2 protein-coding genes are annotated in these 19,913 nt (G+C 75.5%); both read left to right on the forward strand.

Annotation, left to right across the window (positions count from 1 at the left end; all coding sequences use genetic code 11):
* Nucleotides 1-8 precede the first annotated feature (8 nt).
* Nucleotides 9-19,649, forward strand: coding sequence for an SDR family NAD(P)-dependent oxidoreductase (locus ACZ79I_RS32090; RefSeq protein ID WP_471502012.1), 19,641 nt, complete (start codon nt 9-11; stop codon nt 19,647-19,649).
* A complete protein-coding gene (locus ACZ79I_RS32095; protein ID WP_471502014.1) occupies nt 19,646-19,906 on the forward strand; it encodes a phosphopantetheine-binding protein in 261 nt (86 codons plus the stop codon). The genes ACZ79I_RS32090 and ACZ79I_RS32095 overlap by 4 nt, the downstream gene beginning before the upstream one ends.
* Nucleotides 19,907-19,913 lie beyond the last annotated feature (7 nt).

Here is a 19,913-nt window from a genome sequence, read left to right on the forward strand (position 1 = left end):
TGGCGGACATGGCTCAGCGGACCATCACCTGCGATCTGCGCCTCACCCCGGACGACTTCATCCTGCGCGACCACCGGGTGCACGGCGTCTCCGTCCTCCCCGGCGCGGCGTTCCTCGACGTGGTCTACCGGATCCTTCAGGCCCGGGGTTTCGACTGCGCGGGCTGCGAACTGCGGGACATCGTCTTCGCGGAGGCCGTGGCCGCCGGCGCGGACACGGGCCGGGACATCAGGGTGACGCTCACCGAACGGGCCGACGGCGACTGGGACGTCGCCGCCCGCAGCCGCAGGAGCGGTACGGCGGACCCCGCGCCGTGGCGCGACAACCTCTCGGGACGGATCACCTGGACCACCGCCGAGCCGGAGCCCGCGACCGACCTCGCCGCGCTCAAGTCCGGGGCGGTCCGGCGCCGGGACCTTGCCGAGCTGTACGCCCAGGCACGCACCGAGCACATCCGGCACGGGCCGTCGATGACATGCTCCGGCGGCATGTGGGAGGGGCCGGACTATCTGCTGGCCGAGCTGAACCTCGACCCGGCCTCCCAGGAACTGGAGGACGGCTTCTATCTGCATCCGGCGAAGCTCGACGCCACCACGCTGGTCGCGTTCGGGATGACCGGCTCGCCCGGCGATCCCTACATCCCCATGTTCATCGAACGGTTCCGCGCGACCGGGCGGCTGCGCGGCCGGTGCTACGCCTTCCTGCCCGCGCCCGAGGTGGCTGCGCCGTCCCGCGAGATCGTGCGCAGCGACTGCCGCATCCTGGACGAACACGGTGGTCTCGTCGCCGAGTTCATTCAGCTGACGTGCAAGCGGATCAGGTTCCCCGAGCAGGTGACCGCCCTGGTCGCGGATCCGGAGACGGGAGACGCGACGGCCGACGCGGTGACGGCCGACGCGGTGACGTCCGAGGCGGTGACGTCCGAGGCGGTGACGTCCGAGGCGGTGACGTCCGAGGCGGTGACGGCCGACGTGAAGCCGGCTGATGTGAAGCCGGCCGACGTGAGGACGGCGGCCGGCTCCGTGGACCGGGCGGACCGCGCGGGTGCGGTGGCCGGCTATGTCGCGCTGCTGCGGGACCTCACCGCCGGTGCACTCGGGGTGACAGCCGGGGAGATCGACACCGGCACCGGCTTCTACGGCCTCGGACTGGACTCCGTCGCGCTGCTGAAGCTCGGCCGCGATCTGGAGAACGTACTCGGGGAACCGCTCTACCCCACCCTGCTGTTCGAGTACGGGACGGTCGACGACCTGGCACGGCATCTCGCGGAATCGGGTCCGGCGCTCCCGGCCGCCGACCCGCCGGCCGACCCGTCCGCCGGGACGGCCGTGGCGGACGCGCGGCAGGTCACCGTCGCCTACCGGCCCGTCTGGCACCCCGTCGACGCCGCGCCGGCCCCGGCCCCCGCCGGCGATGTGCTGCTCCTGGGCGCCGAGCCCGCGCTCGTGGCGTCCCTGCGGGCGGCCATGCCTCCGGGGCGGCGCCTCGTCGTCGCCGGGGACGACGGCGGCTTCGCCGCCGACGGTCCCGACGCCTACCGCCTCGACCCGCGCCGTCGAGACCACTGGGAGGCCCTGCTGGACCGGCTGGCCGACGACGGGACGTCCCCCGCCGCTTTCGTGCGGCTCCTGCCGGACGGGCCGGCACCCGGCGACCGCCACGCCTTCGAGACGGCACGCGCGCTGGCCGCGGCCCTCGCGTCGCGGCCGCTGCCGGCGCCGGCCGGGGTGCACCTGCTGTACCGGGCCGGGCAGGGCGATCCGCCACCCGAGTACGCCGCACTGGCCGCGCTGTGCCGCGCCCTCACCGCGGAGGTCCCCACGGTGCGCTGCCGTGCCGTCGAACTGGACCGGCCCGCGCGGGCCGAAGACGTGCTGGCGGTGGCGGCCGGCGACCCCGACGAGCCGTATGTGCGCTACGCGCACGGCCGGCCGCACGTGCTGCGGCACACCCGTGTCGACCTCCCGGCGCGCGAGGAACCGCCCGGGCCCGCGGCGTCCGTCTACCTGATCACCGGCGCCGGCGGCGGTCTGGCCGGCCACCTCGCCGCCCGGCTGGCCCGTGAACCCGGTGTCACCCTGGTCCTCTTGGGCCGTCGGCCCGCCGACGCCGAGCTGCGGCGCCGTATCGCCGGCTGGGAACGGCAGGGCGCCCGGGTCTGGTACCGCCCGGTGGACCTGGCCCGGGAGGCGGAGGTACGCGCCGCCGTGGGCGAGGCGGTCGCCAGGTTCGGCCGGATCGACCGGGTGCTGCACTGCGCGGGCGCCACCGCGGACGGGGTCTTCTTCCGGGAGGACCCGGCACGCACGGACCGGGTGCTCGCGCCCAAGACGGACGGCCTGCTGGCGCTGGACGCGGCCACCCGGGACCTCGCTCCCGAGTTCTTCGTCACCTTCTCCTCGCTGGCCGCGGTGCTGCCGAGCCCGGGGCAGAGCACGTATGCGTACGCCAACGCGTTCATGGACCACTTCGCCTCCCGCCGTAGCGGCCGGACGCTGTCCGTCGCCTGGCCGCAGTGGGCCGAGGGCGGCATGACCGTGCCCCCGGCCGCGGCCGCACGGGCGCGCACCGACCACGGGCTGTGGCCGATGCCGACGGCGGACGGGCTCAGGGCCCTGTGGTCCGCCCTCGCCTCCGGCGAGCACCGGATCGTCCTAGGGCACGGAGACCCGGACCGGATCGATGCGGCCCTGGGAACGCCCGAACCGGCGGCGCCCGAACCGGCGGGACCCGAACCGGCAGGACCCGAACCGGCGGCGGCCCAACCCACGGCGGCCCAACCCACGGTGGCCGAACCGGCGGTGGCCCGACCCGTGGCCGGTGCGCACCCGGGGGCCGGGCGGGCCGCCGCCGACGACGACATCGCGATCATCGGGCTCGCCGGCCGCTACCCGCAGGCCGACAGCCTCGACGAGTTCTGGGAGAACCTCAGGACCGGCCGTGACAGCGTCACCGGCATCCCCGCCGACCGGTGGGACCACGCGGCCGTCTTCGACCCGGACAAGAGCCGCCCGGGGCGCACCTACGGCCGCTGGGGTGGCTTCCTGAACGGCATCGACCGCTTCGACGCCGCGTTCTTCGGCATCTCCCGCAAGGACGCCGAACGGATGGACCCGCAGGAGCGGCTCTTCCTCACCACCGCCTGGCACACCCTGGAGGACGGCGGCTACCCGCCGCAGGCGCTGCGGGGCGAGACCGTCGGCGTCTTCGTCGGCGTCATGTGGAACCACTACCAGCTGGTCACCGGCGGCGACGGCGACGTGGCACCGACCGCGCTGCACTCCTCGGTGGCCAACCGGGTCTCGTACGCCCTGGACCTGAGCGGCCCGAGCATCGCGCTGGACACCGCGTGCTCGTCCTCTCTCACCGCGCTGCACCTGGCGGCCGAGAGCATCCGCCGCGGCGAGTCGGACCTGGCACTCGCCGGCGGCGTCAATGTGATGGTGCACCCGCAGAAGTACCTCCAACTGGCGCAGGGGCACTGGCTGTCGGAGGACGGCAGGTGCCGCAGCTTCGGTGCGGGAGGCACCGGTTACGTGCCGGGCGAGGGCGTGGGCGCGGTCCTGCTGAAGCCGCTGGCCCGCGCCCGCGCCGACGGCGACCACATCCATGCCGTGATCAAGGGCACGCGGGTCAACCACAACGGCCGCACCAGCGGATTCACCGTCCCCAGCCCGGCCGGACAGGCGGCCCTGATCAGCGACTCGCTGCGGTCGAGCGGCATCGACCCGGCGACGGTCGGCTATGTGGAGGCACACGGCACGGGCACCTCGCTCGGCGATCCCATCGAGATCGACGGACTGGAGCGCGGATTCGGGACGCGGGCGCCCGTGCGCTGCCCGATCGGCTCGGTGAAGTCGAACATCGGGCATCTGGAGAGCGCAGCCGGAATCGCCGCTCTCACGAAGGTCCTGTTGCAGCTGAAGCACCGGACCCTGGTGCCGTCGCTGCACGCCGGGACGCTCAACCCGCAGATCGACTTCGACCGTTCCCCCTTCGCCGTGCAGCGCGAGTGCGCCGACTGGACCGTTCCGGACGGCGTCCCGCGGCGGGCCGTCATCAGCGCGTTCGGGGCGGGCGGGGCCAACGCCCACGTGGTGGTCGAGGAGCACCTTCCCCCGCCGCGGGCCGCGGTGCCCCACGGCCCGCGGCGGGTGATCCTCTCGGCCCGCGACGAGGACGCGCTGCGCGACCAGGCCCGGGCGCTGGACGCCCATCTGGCCACGCTACGGCTGCCCGACGGCACGGAGGACGCCTACCTCGCCGACCTCGCGCACACCCTCCGGGCCGGCCGGGCGCGGATGTCCTGCCGGACGGAGGTGGTGGTGCGGAGCATTCCGGAACTGCGCCGGGAGCTGGCCCGGATCATCGACGACGGCGTCCCGGCGGGCTCAGGCGCCGCCGCGGACCGGGACCAGGGCCCGGACCCGGACAAGGACCAGGACCCGGACAAGGACCGGGACCCGGAACACGGGCAACTGCCGGCCGGTGACCTGCGGCGGATCCCGCTGCCCGGCTATCCGTTCCGGGAAGAGCCGTACTGGCTCGGCGCCTGGGAACGGGCGCACGGGCGGAAGCCCTCCCGGGCATCGGGCACCGTCACGTCGGCGACCGGCGGAGCGGAGCTGCGGGTGCTCGAACACGGCGTGGCCCTGGTCGTGCTCGGCGAGCCCATGTTCACCGACCGGCTGCTGCGCGAACTGGCCGATGTCTTCGCGGAGGTCGACACGCGTGACGATGTGCGCGCGGTGGTGGTCACCGGCAGCGACACCGTCTTCAGCATGGGTGCCACCCCCGAAGCCCTTGAGGACCTGGCCCGCGGCCGGGGCGCCTTCACCGACGAGCCCCTGGTCTACGGGGCGCTGACGGGGTGCCGCAAGCCGGTGGTGGCCGCGGTGCAGGGGCACGCGTCCGGCGGCGGCCTCACCTTCGGCATGTACGCGGACGTCGTGGTCCTGTCCGCGGACAGCACGTACAGCGCGAACTTCCTGAAGTACGGCTTCACTCCGGGCATGGGAGCCACGTACATCCTGGAGCACCGGCTCGGCCGGGCCCTCGCCCACGAGATGCTCCTGACCGGGCGCTCCTATCCGGGGAGCGAGCTGGCCGGGCGCGGCGCCGGTGTCACGGTGCTGCCGCAGGCCGAGGTGCTGCCCGCCGCCCTCGACCTGGCCCGGTCGATCGCCGGTCACCCGGCCGTCGCGACGGGCGCGCTCAAGGCCGAGTTCGCGAGCCGGGTGCGGACGGAGCTGCCCGGCGTCCTCGACCGGGAGGTGCGGATGCACCGGGAGGTGCTGGGCGAGGAGTCCCTGGACCGTATCCACGCCCGGCACAAGGACCGCGGCGACGGCCCCGCGCGGCCGGCGGCCCCGCAGCCGCCGCCCGTCGTGGAGCCGGGCGCCGCCGACCACGTCGAGCGGGCGGTACGGGAAGCGCTCGGCGCGCTGCTCTACGTCGAGCCGGCGGAGCTGGACGCGGGGCTGACGTTCAACGAGATGGGTCTGGACTCGGTCGGCGCCGTGGAGGTGGTCCGGGACCTGAACCAGCGCTACGGGCTCGACCTGGACTCCGTCGCGGTCTACGACCACCCCACGGTCCCCCGGCTGACCGAGCTGGTGACCACGGCGATCGAGGAGCAACGGTCCCTGCACGCGGCGGCGATGGCCCCTGCTCCGGCGCACCCCCGGGCGTTACCGGAGACGGCCCCGCCGGTCCCGCCGCAGTCACCCGACCCGGCGGGCTCGCCGGTCACCCTCGCCCCCCTGGAGCCGGAAAGCCACGCCCCGACGGCCGAACCGCCGTCACCCGGCGCGGTGCCGCCGTCCGGCGGGGTCGTACACCTCCCAGCGCCCGTGTCCGCGCCCGCGCCGGTGTCTGTGCCGGTGTCCGCGCCCGTGCCCGCGCCGGCGTCCGCGCCCGCGCCCGTGCCGGTGTCCGCGCCCGTGCCGATGGCCGGGGCGTCGGCCGGGGGACCGGCCGGGATGCCGGCCGGGGTGCCGGCCGGGGACGAAGCGGGACGCCCGGTCGATGCGCCGGCGCCGGCGCCTGCGCCTGTGCCCGCGACGGTGCCGTCGCGGGTGCACGGCGGGGCGGGCCTCCCCGCCGACGCCCCCACCGGCCCGGCAGACGCATCCCGCCCCGCCGGGGACCTCTCCACCGGGGCCGCGCGGCCTGCCGGCGGGGACCGGTTCACCGGGTCGCAGGAGATCGCCGTCATCGGCATGTCCGGTCGTCTCCCGGGCGCCGACGACCTGGACGCCTTCTGGCGCAACCTCGCCGCCGGCCGCTGTGAGATCGGCGAGGTGCCGGTCGAACGCTTCGACTGCCGGCCCGCCTTCGAGGCCCGCCGGGGTGCCGAGGGCAGGACCTACAGCCGGTGGGCGGCCATGCTCAGCGGGGTCGACGCGTTCGACCCGGCGTTCTTCCACCTGTCGCCGCTGGAGGCGCAGGCCATGGACCCGCAGCAACGGCTGTTCCTGCAGGAGGCGTTCCGGGCGCTGGAAGACGCCGGATACGCGGGCGGCACCGGTGAGCGCGACATCGGAGTGTTCGCCGGGTGCGCCGCCAACGACTACGCCCGTCTGCTCGCCGACAGCGGCCGCCAGGACTCCGGGCAGGCGTTCCTCGGCAACGCGCCGTCCATCCTCGCGGCCCGGATCGCGTACTTCCTCAACCTCACCGGCCCCACCCTCGCCGTCGACACCGCCTGCTCCTCCTCCCTGGTGGCGGTCCATCTCGCCTGTGAGAGCATCCGCCGCGGCGAGTGCACCGCGGCGCTGGCCGGTGGCGTCGCCGTGATGGTCACGCCCGAACTGCTGATCCGTACCAGCCAGACCGGGATGCTGTCCCCCAGCGGCAGGTCCGCGCCGTTCGACGCCACCGCCGACGGCATCGTCCTCGGCGAGGGGGTCGGCGTCGTCGTACTGAAACGCCTCGACGCCGCGCTCGCCGACGGTGACCAGGTGCACGGCGTGATCCGGGCCAGCGGCATCAACGGGGACGGCAAGACCAACGGCATCACGGCACCCAGCGCCGCCTCGCAGGCCGCCCTGATCCGCTCGGTGCTGCGAAGGGCCGGGCTGAGCGCGGAGGACATCGGCTACGTGGAGGCGCACGGCACGGGCACGCCGCTCGGCGACCCGATCGAAGTCAAGGCGCTCACGGAGGCGTTCCGCGCGGACACCGACCGGACCGGATACTGCGGCCTGGGCTCGGTGAAGGCGAACATCGGGCACACCACGACCGCCGCCGGGATCGCCTCCCTGCTGAAGGTGCTGCTGTCGCTGCGGCACGGGCGTCTCGCGCCCACCCCCGGCTACACCATCCCGAACGACAAGATCGACTTCCGGGGGAGCCCGTTCTTCCCGGTGACCGAACTGACGGAGTGGCGCCCGTCCCGCGGCGGCGCGCGGATCGCGGCGGTCAGCAGCTTCGGCTTCAGCGGCACGAACGGCCACCTCGTGGTGGCCGAGGCCCCGGCCCGCCCGGCCAACGCCCGGACGCACGGCACGGAGCGGCTCGTGGTGCCGGTCTCGGCGCGGACCGAAGCCACCCTGAACGAGATCCTGTCCCGGCTGGCCGACCACCTCGACGCCACCCCCGGGGTGCGACTGCGCGACGTCGCCCACACCCTCGCCACCGGACGCCGGCACCTGCGTGCGCGGGCGGCGTTCGTCGTCGACGGGACCGAACCGCTGCGCCACGCGCTGCGCGCCGCGGCGGCCGGCGAGCCGGGCCCCGGCCGGCTGCGGGGCATGGCCCCGCCCGACCCCGTGGACCCGGGGGACGGCCGCCGGCCGGGCGACACCTCACCGGAGGGGATCGCCGCCGCGTACGTACGGGGCGAACCGGTCGACTGGGCCGCGCTGTACGGGGGGCCGGGGGCGCGCCGGATCTCCCTGCCGGCGTACCCGTTCGCCCGCGAGCGGCACTGGCCGGACCGCGCCCCGAACCCGGGCGGTGGCCGGGACCGCGCCCCGAACCCGGGCGGTGGCCGGGACCGCGCCCCGAACCCGGGCGGTGGCCGGGACCGCGCCCCGAACCCGGGCGGTGGCCGGGACCGCGCCCCGAACCCGGGCGGTGGCCGGGACCGTGTCCTGAGCTCGGGCGGTGACAGGGACCGTGTCCCGAACTCGGACGGTGACAGGGACCGTGCCCTGAGCTCGGGCGGTGACAGGGACCGTGCCCTGAGCTCGGGCGGTGACAGGGACCCTGTCCCGAACCCGGACGGTGACAGGGACCGTGTCCCAGAACCGGACGGTGACCGGGACCCGGTCGGCGTCCCCACGTTCCGCCGGCGTATCGCCCCCGACGACCCGCTGGTCGACGGCCACCGCGTGGGCGGCCTCCGGCTCCTGCCCGCAGCCGCGGCGATCGCCCTCGCCGTGTCGGCGGCGGGCCCGGAGCCGCTGCGGCTCACGGCGGTCCGCTGGCCCCGCCCCTGCGAGTTCCGCGGCCCACGGGACCTGCTCGTCTCCCTGCGCCCGGCAGGGCCGGCGGACCGCCGATTCGCCCTGCACGACGAGAACGGCACCGAGTACGCCACCTGCGTGGCCGCACCGCCGCCCGCGGGCACCCGGGCGGAGCGCGTCGACGGCACGGCGGTGCTGCGCCGTTGCGGGCGACTGCGGACCGCGGCGGAGCTGTACGCGGACTTCGCCGCCGCCGGTGTGGTCTACGGACCGAACTTCCGGCTGCTCGGGGACGTCCGCTTCAGCGCCGACGAGGCCATCGCCACCCTCGACCCGGCGCCCGCCGGCCCTGCGGGCCCCTACCCCCTGCACCCGGCGGTGCTGGACGCGGCGATGCAGACCGTGTCCGTCCTGCTGCCCGCGGGACGGCCCGCGGTGCCGTTCGCCGCGGACGAGGTGACCGTGCTGCGGCCCCCGCCGGACGCCCCGCTGACCGTGCACGCGGTGCGCGAGGAGCGCGGCTTCAGGGTGCGCCTGGCCGACGGGCACGGAACCGTGTGCGTGACGATCGGCGGCTTCGCGCTGCGGCCGCCGGCCGACCCGCTGGAGGGCATGGTCTATGTGCCGGTCTGGCGGTCCGAGCCGCCGCGGGAACGCCCCGCGGCCGGCGGACGGACCGTGGTCCTGCACCTGAGCGGACCGGCGGAACTCGCCCGGGCCCTGGTGGCCGGCGTCCCCGGCCCGGACACCGCGCTGCTGACGGCGGACGCGTCCGGCCCGCCGTCCGGCGTGGACTGGGAGCGGTGCGACGCCGTGTACCTACTGGCCTGCGGGCGGCCCGACGAGGACACGGCGCCCGCCGTGCTGAGCGCACTGGGCGCCATGGCCTCCTCCGGGCAGGCGCACCGTGCGCCACGGCTCACCCTCGTGGTGGCGGGCGAGGACGACGTGGACCCGGCGGCACGGCTGCCGTATGCGGCGGCGGCGCAGGGCCTCGTCCGGGCCGTGGCCGCCGAATACCCGCGGTGGCTGGTGCAGTGCCTCGACATCGGCGCGGCCGACGGGGATCCGGAGGAACTGGCCGCCAGGATCCTCGCCGAACCCGGCACCGGCCGGCTCGTCGCCCTGCGCCGCACGGGCCGCTACGTCCAGCGGCTCGTCCCGGCCGGCCTGCCCGCCCCCGGCGCCGACCCCTACCGGGACGGCGGCGTCTACCTGGTCGTCGGCGGTGCCGGCGGCATCGGCCGGGAGCTGTGCCGCCACCTCGCGGCCACCCGGCACGCCCGGCTGGCGCTGGTCGGCAGGCGGCCCGCGGACGACCCGGACATCCGGGCGCTCCTCGGCGAGCTGACCGAACACGGCGGGCAGGCACGCTACTTCAGTGCCGATGTGGCCGACGCGCCGGCGCTGCGGGCGGCCGTCGCCGCCGTGCGCGCCGAGTGGGGCGGCGTCGACGGCGCCTTCCACAGCGCCCTGGTGCTGCGCGACCGCACGGTCGTCAACCTGGAACGGCAGACGTTGGACGAGGTCGGCCGCCCCAAGACCACCGGAGCGCAGAACCTGTACGAGGCGCTGCGCGACGAGGACCTGGACTTCCTCCTCTACTTCTCCTCCGCGGTCTCCTTCACCGACAGCGCCGGACAGGCCAACTACGCGGCGGCCAGCATGTTCGAGGACGCGTACGCCGCCCGGCTGCGCCGGCTCGGCCACCCCGTCTCCGTCATCAACTGGGGCTACTGGGGCGGTGTCGGCGCGGTGGCCGACGAACGCTACGCCCGCCGGCTCGCCGGGCTCGGCGTCGGCTCGGTCGAGCCGGCCGAGGGGCTGGCCGCCGTGTCCAGGGTGCTGTCCGCGGGCCTGCCGCAGGCCCTGGTCCTGCGGGCGGAGCCGCTCGGGCTGGCCCAGTTCGGCATCGGCGCACCGCCCGTCACCTCCGGGGCCGAGGCGAACGATCCGCGCCTGGACGGCGCGCGAGCCGCCTTCGCGGCCCTGGACGGGGCGGCCCGCGACCTGGTCCGGGCCGCCATGGCGGGCTTCGGCGGACTGGACCGGCCCGGCCGGCGGATCCCGGTCACCGAACTGGAGGCGCTGACCAGCGGCGCGCCCCACCACCGGAGGCTGCTCCACGCCGTCCTGCGGATGCTGGAACGCTCCGGCGCGCTCCGCCTGGACGGCGACACCGTGGTGCCGCTGCCCGCGGACGGCAGGGCGGCAGCCGGCCTCGCCGGCCTTCTGGAGACGCACCCGGAGATGGCACCGCACGTGCGGCTGCTGCAGACCTGCGCCGACGCCCTCCCGGACGTCCTCACCGGCAGGCGCGGCCACATGGAGGTGCTCTTCCCGCAGGGCAGCCTCGCGATCGTCGAGGACGTCTACCGCGGTCAGCCGATCGCCGACCACATCAACGCGCTGCTCGCGCACCGGGCCGCCGACGCCGTACGCGCGGCCGGCGACCGCCCGGCGCGGCTGCTGGAGATCGGCGCGGGCACCGGCGGCAGCACCGCGGCGGTGCTGGCCGCCTGCGCCGCGGCGGGGCGGCACCACACGTACTGCTACACCGACATCTCCACGGCGTTCCTGCGCCATGGCGAGCAGGAGTTCGGCGGCCGCTACGCCGGCCTCACCTTCCGGCAGCTCGACATCGCGCGCGACCCGGCCGGACAGGGCTTCGAGGAGGGCGTTCACGACGTCGTCCTCGCCACGAACGTCCTGCACGCCACCGCGGACATCCACACCGCACTCCGGAACGCCGCGTCCCTGCTGCGTCCCGGTGGGCTGCTGCTGATCAACGAGGTGACCCGGGTCTCCGACTATCTGACCGTCACCTTCGGCCTCACCCCGGACTGGTGGGCCGCCGAGGACGGCGAACGCAGGCTGCCCGGCGCCCCGCTGCTGGCCCCCGGCCAGTGGCAGGACGCGCTGGCCGCCGCGGGGCTGCACCCCCTGGGCGTCGAAGGCGCACCCGGTGTGCCGGCGGCGGACCTGGAGCAGTGCCTCATCGTGGCCGAGCGGCCGTCCGCGACGGCGGGGCGCCAGGCGCCGCCGGCGGTGGCGGGGCGTCGGGCGTCGACGACGGCGGGGCGTCAGGCGCCGCCGGCCGCGGATCGGCAGACGCCGACGGCGGCGGCGGACTATGTGCGGAAGGTCTTCGCCGAGGTGCTCGGTTTCCGCGAGGAGGACCTCGACGACCGGGCCACCTTCGAGACCTTCGGGATCGACTCCCTCGTCAGCCTGCGGATCGTCGACCGGTTCGCCCGGGACCTCGGCGATCTGCCGGCGACCCTGCTCTTCGAGCACCTCACCATCGAGCGGCTCGCCGCCCACCTGGAGCGCGAACACGCCGAGCGGCTCGGCACCGTGCTGCCCGCGGCGGCACCGCGGCCGCCCGCCCAGGCGCCGGCCCCCAGGACGCGTGACGGCGACATCGCCGTGATCGGCGTCAGCGGACGCTACCCCGGCGCGCCCGACGTGCGGCGTTTCTGGGAGAACCTGGCCGCGGGCACCATCAGCGTCACCGAGGTCCCGGCGGACCGCTGGGACTGGCGCACCCACTTCGACCCCCGGCGGGGCACCCCCCAGCACAGCTACAGCCGATGGGGCGGATTCCTCGACGACGTCGACCGGTTCGACCCTGCGTTCTTCGGCATCCTCGCCCGCGACGCGGCCGCCGTCGACCCGCAGGAACGGCTCTTCCTGGAGACCGTGTGGAACCTGCTGGAGGAGACCGGCTACCTGGGCACGCACACCCACGTGCCCCGCACCGGGGTCTTCGCGGGCCTGATGTACGGCACCTACGGCCAGCTCGGGGCCACGCTCTGGCGCGACGGGCAGCTCAGCGGCGCCCACTCGTCGTACTGGTCGGTGGCCAACCGGGTCTCGTACTTCTTCGACTTCACCGGTCCCAGCATGGCGGTCGACTCCGCCTGCTCCTCCTCCCTCACCGCCGTCCACCTGGCCTGCGAGAGCCTGCGCCGCGGCGAGTGCGACACCGCGATCGCGGGCGGGGTGAACCTGATCCTGCACCCGTCCCACCATGTGTCGCTGTCCGCGCTGAACATGCTGTCCGCCGACGGCGCGGCCAAGGTGTTCGACGAGCGGGCGGACGGGTTCGTCCCCGGCGAGGGCGTCGGCGCCGTGCTGCTCAAACCGCTCGGCCGGGCGATGGAGGACGGCGACGACATCTGGGCCGTGATCAAGGGCAGCGCGGTCAACGCGGGCGGCAAGACCGGTGGGTACACCGTGCCGAACCCGAACGCGCAGGCCGCGCTGATCAGCGACGCGCTGCGCCGGGCGGGCGTGGAGCCGCGCACCGTCTCGTACATCGAGGCCCACGGCACCGGCACCGAACTCGGCGACCCGATCGAGTTCGCGGCCCTCGCCCGGGCCTTCGCGGACGCGGGTGCCGCTCCGGGCAGGTGCGGGGTGAGCTCGGTGAAGGCGAACATCGGCCATCTGGAGGGCGCCGCCGGCATCGCGGGCCTGACCCGGACCCTGCTGCAACTGCGCCACCGCACGCTGGCACCCTGCGTCGGCCTGGACGTCGTGAACCCGAAGATCGCCCTGGCGGGCAGCCCGTTCTTCCTGCCCCGCACGTCGGCCGCGTGGGAGCCGGCGGAGCCGGGCGGACCCCTGCGCGCGGGAGTGAGCTCGTTCGGCGCGGGCGGCGCCAACGCGCATCTGGTCCTGGAGGAACCGCCGCCACGGCCCGCCGCGGCGGCCGGCCGCGCGGGCGAGCAGCTGTTCCTGCTGTCGGCAAGGACCCCGGCGCAGCTGACCGCGTACGCGGACCGGATCGCCGCCTTCCTCACGGCGGCCGACCCGGCGCCGCCCCTCGACGCGCTGTGCTTCACCAGCCAGACCGGCCGCCGTGAGATGGCCGTACGCGTGGCCTTCCGCGCCGCCGGCATCCCGGAACTCGCCGCGCTGCTCGGCGCGTTCGCCCGCGGGGAGGACGCTCCCGGTATCGTCCGCGCCGGGACGGACCCCTCGCCCCCGCCGCCCGACACCGCACCCGGCCTGCTGACGCGGGCCCGCTCCTGGGTGTCGGGCGGCCGACCGGACTGGCGCGCGCTGTGGCCGCCGCAGCCGCCCCGGAGGGTGCCCTACCCGACGTACCCGTTCGAGCGGACCCGGCACTGGATCACCCCGGCCACGCCGACGCCGCCCGCCGCGGCCGGCGCGCCGGTCACACCCCCGCTCGGCTCCCTCGCGGACGGGCAGGACGGCCGGGCCGTGGTCGCCCGTACCGCTCCCGGTGGGGAGCACGGCGGATCGGCGGCTCACGGTCCTGTCGCCGGAGGAGAGGACCGGCACCGGACCACCCCGGCCGGGACGGCGCCGCCCGCCGCGCCCGCCGCGCCCGCCGCGCCCGCCGCGCCGGACGCGTCGGTCGCGTCGGTCGCCTCGGGGCAGCGGCAGGGTGATGCGGCCGCCGTACCGGCCGGCGGCCGGGGCGACGGCGGGTCCGCCGCCGGCGGAGCGACGCGGTACCACGTGCCCGAGTGGCGGACGGAACCCGTCGCCGGTGCCCCGCGGGCGCCCGGCCGGGTCCTGGTGGTCGGTGCCGGCCCCGGCGTGCGCGAGGCCCTCGCGGCCGGCGTCCGCGAGGCGGGAGGGACATGCCCGTTCGCGGAGCCGGGGGACACGGACGACGACCGGCGCGCCTGGGTGGAGGAGCGCGCCGCCGAAGGGCGGCTGCCGGACACCCTCGTGTACGTCGCCGGAGCCGGCCCGCTGAGCGCCCAGCTCGACGCGGGAGTGCACACGGTGCTGTCCCTCACCGCCGCCGTGCTCGCCGCCGACCCGGGACGGCCGCTGCGGGTCGTCTTCGGCCATACGGCGGCGGAGCCGGCCTATGCCGCGGTGTCCGGCGCCCTGGCGTCCCTCTCCCTGGAGCACAGCGGGCTGCGCGCCACGAGCGTCCGGCTCGACGCGGACCCGCCGACGGTGGCAGGTCACCTCCTGTCCGAACTCGTCCACGAGCCGGCGGAGTCCGCGGAATCGGTCGCCTACGACGGGGGCGCGCGGTGGCGGCTGCACTGGGCGGAGCGCCGGCCTGCCGACAGCCCGCGGTTCCAGCCGGCCGGCACCTATCTGATCACCGGCGGCGCGGGCGCACTCGGCCTGCGCTTCGCCGCGTACCTCGCCCAGTGGCCCGTCACGGTCGTCCTGGCCGGCCGGCGCGCCCTGGACCCGGCCGAGACCGCACGGCTCACCGCCCTCGCCGGGCCGGGGGCGCGGATCCGCTATCTGCGCGCCGATGTGACGTCACGGCGCGAGGTCATGGACCTGATCGGCGTGATCCGCGAACGGTACGGTCCGCTGCGCGGGGTTCTGCACGCCGCGGGCATCACCCGTGACCGCCGGGCGGCGGAGAAGACCCGCGCCGAGGTGGCGGAGGTCATCGCGCCCAAGGTGTACGGGGCCGTGCACCTGGACGAGGCCACCCGGGACGAGCCGCTCGACTGCTTCGTCCTGTTCTCCTCGGTCGCCGCCGTCACCGGCAACCTCGGCCAGGCGGACTACGCGTTCGCCAACGCCTACCTCGACGCGTTCGCCGCGGCACGCGAGCAGCGGCGCCGGACGGGCGGGCGACGGGGCCGCACCGTGTCGATCGGCTGGCCGCTGTGGGACGGCGGCGGAATGAGCGTGGACGGACCCACGCGGCGGCTCTTCGAACGCCGATGGGGGATGGTGCCCATGCCGCCCGAGTCCGGACTGCGGGCGTTCGACCGGGCGCTGGCGCTGTCCGACAGCCACGTCGTCGTGGTCGAACGCACGGAGCGGGACGAGAGCCGTGCACCGGAGCCGCCCTCCGCCGCGGTCCCGGACGCGCTGCCCGAGGTGGAGCGGACCCTGCGGACCCTCGCCGCCGCGTTCCTCCTGGTGGACGAGGGCGAGGTCGACACGGACGCCGATCTCATGGAACTCGGCTTCGACTCGCTGTCGTTGACGGAGCTGGTCAACCAGGTCAACGAGACGTACGGTCTCGACCTGCTGCCCACCGCCCTGTTCGAGCACCCGACGCTGGCCCGGTTCGCCCGCCACCTGGTGAGGGAACATCGGGTGACCGGGACCCAGGTGGTGGAAGACAGGGTGGCGGAGACCGGGGTGGCGGAGACCGGGGTGGCGGAGACCGGGGTGGAGGAGACCCGGGCGGCGGAGACCCGGGCGGCGGAAGCCCGGGTGGCGGAGACCCGGGTGGCGGCCCATCAGGTCGGGGAACGCGGCGCCGCGATGCCCGCCGCCGCCGACCCCGTCGGTGACGTCCGCGCCGCCGTCCCCCACATCACCGGGGCCCGGGACACGGACATCGCCGTCATCGGCATGGCCGGCCGCATGCCGGGTGCCGACGACCTCGACGGGTTCTACCGTCGGCTGATCGCCGGGGACGACCTCACGGGACCCGTGCCCGAGGACCGGACCGACCTGCGCGCAGACCCGGAGATCGCCGGCCGGCGCGGCGGGTTCCTCGACTCGATCGGCGCCTTCGACGCCGGCCGGTTCCGGATCTCACCGCGCGAGGCGGCGCTGATGGACCCGCAGCAGCGGCTGTTCCTGGAGACCGCGTGGAGCGTCATCGAGGACGCCGGCTACCGCCCGGACGACCTGGCCGGCACGGACACCGGCCTTTTCGTCGGGGTCGCCACCACGGACTACAACGACCTGATGACCGGTCACGGCGTGCCCGTGCAGGCGCACATGGCCACCGGCATCGCACACTCCGTGCTCGCCAACCGGGTCTCGCACCGGTTCGACCTGCGCGGCCCCAGCGAAGCCGTGGACACGGCCTGCTCCAGTTCACTGGTCGCGCTGCACCACGCCGTCCGCTCGCTGGCCGACGGCGAGTGCACGATGGCCATCGTCGGCGGAGTCAACGCCGTCCTCGGTCCCTCCCTGTTCCGGGCCTTCCTGCGGGCGGAGATGCTCAGCCCCGACGGCCGCTGCAAGACCTTCGACGCCGCCGCCGACGGCTACGTCCGCGGCGAGGGCGTGGGCGCCGTGCTGCTGAAACCGCTGCGGCGGGCCGAGGCCGACGGCGACCACATCCACGCCGTGATCAAGGGCACCGCCGTCAACCACTGCGGCCGCACCGCCTCGCTCACCGCACCCGACCCGGAGGCACAGGCGCGGGTCCTGGTGCGGGCCCATCGCCGCGCGGGTGTCGACCCGCGCACCGTGACCTTCCTGGAGAGCCACGGCACCGGCACCCGGCTCGGCGATCCGATCGAGATCGAAGGGATGAAGAAGGCATTCGCCGCGCTGTACGAGGACTGGGAACTGCCCCCGCCCGAGGAGCCCCATGTCGCGATCGGCGCGGTCAAGACCAACATCGGTCACCTGGAGGCCGCTTCCGGCATCGCCGGCCTGCTGAAGCTGCTGCTGTGCCTGCGGCACCGGACCCTGCCCGGGAACCTGCACCTGGAGGCCGTCAACCCGTACCTGCGGCTCGACGGCTCCCCGTTCCGGCTCCTGAGCGGCGCCGAGCCGTGGCGGGGCGCGCGGGACGGCGACCGCACCGTGTGGCGGGCGGGCGTCAGCTCCTTCGGTTTCGGCGGCAGCAACGCGCACGTCGTGGTGGAGGCGTACGACCCTCCCGGGCGCCCCGCCACGGGCGGACACCCCCGGGTGTTCCCGCTGTCGGCGCCGAACGGGGAAGCGCTGCGGGAATACGCCGCGAAGCTGGCCCAGGCCCTGGAACGCGACCCCGCGATCCCGCTGGACAGGGTGGCGTACACCATGCAGAGGGGCCGTGCGGAGTTCCCGGTCCGCCACGCCGTGGTCGCCGCCGGCCCGGACGAACTCCGCGCCGCACTGCAGGAGCTGGCCGCCGCCACGGTGTCCGCTCCGACGGGTGCCGCCGCATCCGGGGCGGCCCTCGACCTCGACGACCCGCACGCGGTGGCAGCCGCCTGGACGGCCGGGGCACAGGTCCCGTGGGAGCGTCTGTGGACCACGGTCCCGGGCCGGACGACGCTGCCGGGAGTCCCGTTCACCCGCACCGGGCACTGGTTCACCGTCCCGGAACCGGCCCCCGCGCCACGGACCGCCGAGCCGGGGCCACGGCGCCGGAACGGCAGGATCGTCCTCAGCACTCGGGCCTCCGCGGCGGATCCGGACGAACCCCGGCTGCGCGAACGGCAGCTCGCCGCGCACGGACACAACCCCGTCCTGCTGCCCGCCGGGCAGGTCCCCTTCGACCTCCTCACCGACTCCTGGGCCGAGCTCGACCACCCGTCGGTGACCCGGCGGATGGCCGAACTCACCGCCGGGGCCTTCACCGACGGGCAGGACATCGAGGACCGCGGTGCGCCATGGCTGCCGTTCAAGCATGTCGTCGCCACCCCGTCGGGCCGGGCCGCCGAGTCCCTGCTGTGCCAGCTGTGGCCCGGCGGACGCGGCACCGTCCTGCACAACGGGCTCTTCCCGACCTGGCTGTTCAGCCTGGCCGAGAACGGGTTCCGCCCCGTCGCACTGGACCCGCCCGGCACCCCCTCGCGGCCGTTCAGGTCCGATGTGGATCCCGTCGCGCTGCGCGCGGCCCTGGACGCGGCCGTGCCGCCGGTCTCCTTCGTCTGTCTGGAGGTCTCCACGAACTCCGGGGGCGGGCACCCGGTCTCCCTGCGCGGCCTGACCGAGGTCCGCAGGACGCTCGGCGGTGACATCCCGCTGGTCATCGACGCGACCCGGATCGTGGACAACGCCTTCCACGTCGCCGCCGACGAGGCGGGACGGCCGGACCGCGAGGTGTGGGCGGCGGTGCGCGACCTCCTCGCGACCGCCGACGCGGTCACCATCAGCATGCCGAAGGACTTCGGCGTCGACTCCGGCGGTCTGCTCGCCACCGGCCTGCCCGGCCTCGCCGACCGGCTCGGCACCGAACGGGCCGCGCACGGCCCGTTCCTGCACGACCTGGGCCGGCGCACGCTCGCCGTGGCGGCGAACGACCTGGACCGGGTGGCGGGTCAGGTCAGGGACCGGATGCGGCACACCGCCACGCTGTGGGGGCGACTGCACGACGCGGGCGCCCCGCTGGACGGGCCGGCCGCCGCGCACTGCGTCGTCCTCGACATCGGCCGGCTGGCGCCGTACGCGCAACTGCCCGCGCCGGTACCGTCGTTCCTGGCCACGCTCTACCGGGAGACGGGCGTGCGGGGCGGCCCGCACCTGACGGGCGGCCCGGACGGGCGCCTGGTACGGCTCGCGGTGCCCGTGGGCCTCACCGACGCCGAGACGGACACCGTCGCGGACGCGGTCGCCGGATTCCTGGCCGGCCCCGTGGAGCCGATCGTCCTGACGCCCGCCGACGGTACCGCCGGCCCGGGCCACGCGGCGCGGGCCCGCTACCGCCGCACCGGCACCCGCCCCCGCGCCGTCCCGGCGCCCGAACCCGAACCCGAACCGAATCCCAACCTCGACGTGCTGCGCGAGGCGCTGCCCGGCGTACGCGCGCGCATGGTCCCGGTGCCCGGCGGCGTGGTCGAGGTCTTCGACGCGGGCCGGGGCCCCGCCGTACTGCTGATGCCGCCGTTCAACCTCGGCGCCGGTCTGTTCGCCGAGCAGTTCCGCACCCTGAGCGCGCACCACCGGATGCTGGCGGTGCACCGCCCGGGCGTGGGCCGTACCCGGGTCGACGGGGGTCTCGGGCTCGACGAGGTGTCCGCGCTGCACCGGCACGTCCTGGACGCGCTGGGCGTCAGCGGGCCGGTGCACGTCGTCGGTGCCTCCTTCGGGGGACTGCAGGCGCAGAGCTTCGTCCTCGGCCACCCCGAACGCGCGGCCAGCCTCACGCTGATCTCCAGCTCCCACCGCTTCGCGAACCGTCCCGGCGACGTCGCGAAGCTGGCCCGGGTGGCCGCCGAGGACCTGGACGCGGCCATCACCGGAAGCGGGTCCGAGCGGCTGGCGGCGGCCCGCGAGCGACTGCTGGCGACGCTGCTGCGCTGCGAGAGCATGGACCCGCAGACGGGGATGCGCTACCTCGACACGTTCGCCGGACACACCGGTACCCAGGACAGGCTGGCGGACATCAGCACACCCACACTCATCGTGCACGGCCGGTACGACACCGTCGTCCCGGTCAGGACCGTCCATCTGCTGCACGGACTGATCGGCGACAGCGAACTCACCGAGATCCCCGACGCCGGGCACTTTCCCGGGCTCACCAGCCCCGTCCCCGTCAACGAGGCCCTCACCGAGTTCTTCGCCGCACACCGACCCGAGGGGAGTCACCGATGACCGACGCGGCGAAGAACAGCGAAGGGCACATCCTCGACACCATCCGGCGGCGCGCCGTCGAGGTGGTGCCCGGCGCCGCCGACGGCGGGCGCCTGGACGCCGATCACACCCTGATGGAGGCCGGCTGCAACAGCATCGACCGGGCCGAGATCCTGGCCCTGGTCATGGAGGACCTGGACGTCGTCGTGCCGCTCGACGACTTCGAACGCTCCCTCACGCTGCGTCAGGTCGCCGAGCTGCTGCGGAAGCACCGGTGACACCGCC

The sequence above is a fragment of the Streptomyces sp. PSU-S4-23 genome, assembly GCF_055632315.1.

Excerpts from the sequence above, each read along its gene's own strand:
- ACZ79I_RS32090 (WP_471502012.1), top strand. The coding sequence starts at position 9 with ATGGCTCAGCGGACCATCACCTGCGATCTGCGCCTCACCCCGGACGAC.
- ACZ79I_RS32095 (WP_471502014.1), top strand. The coding sequence starts at position 19,646 with ATGACCGACGCGGCGAAGAACAGCGAAGGGCACATCCTCGACACCATC.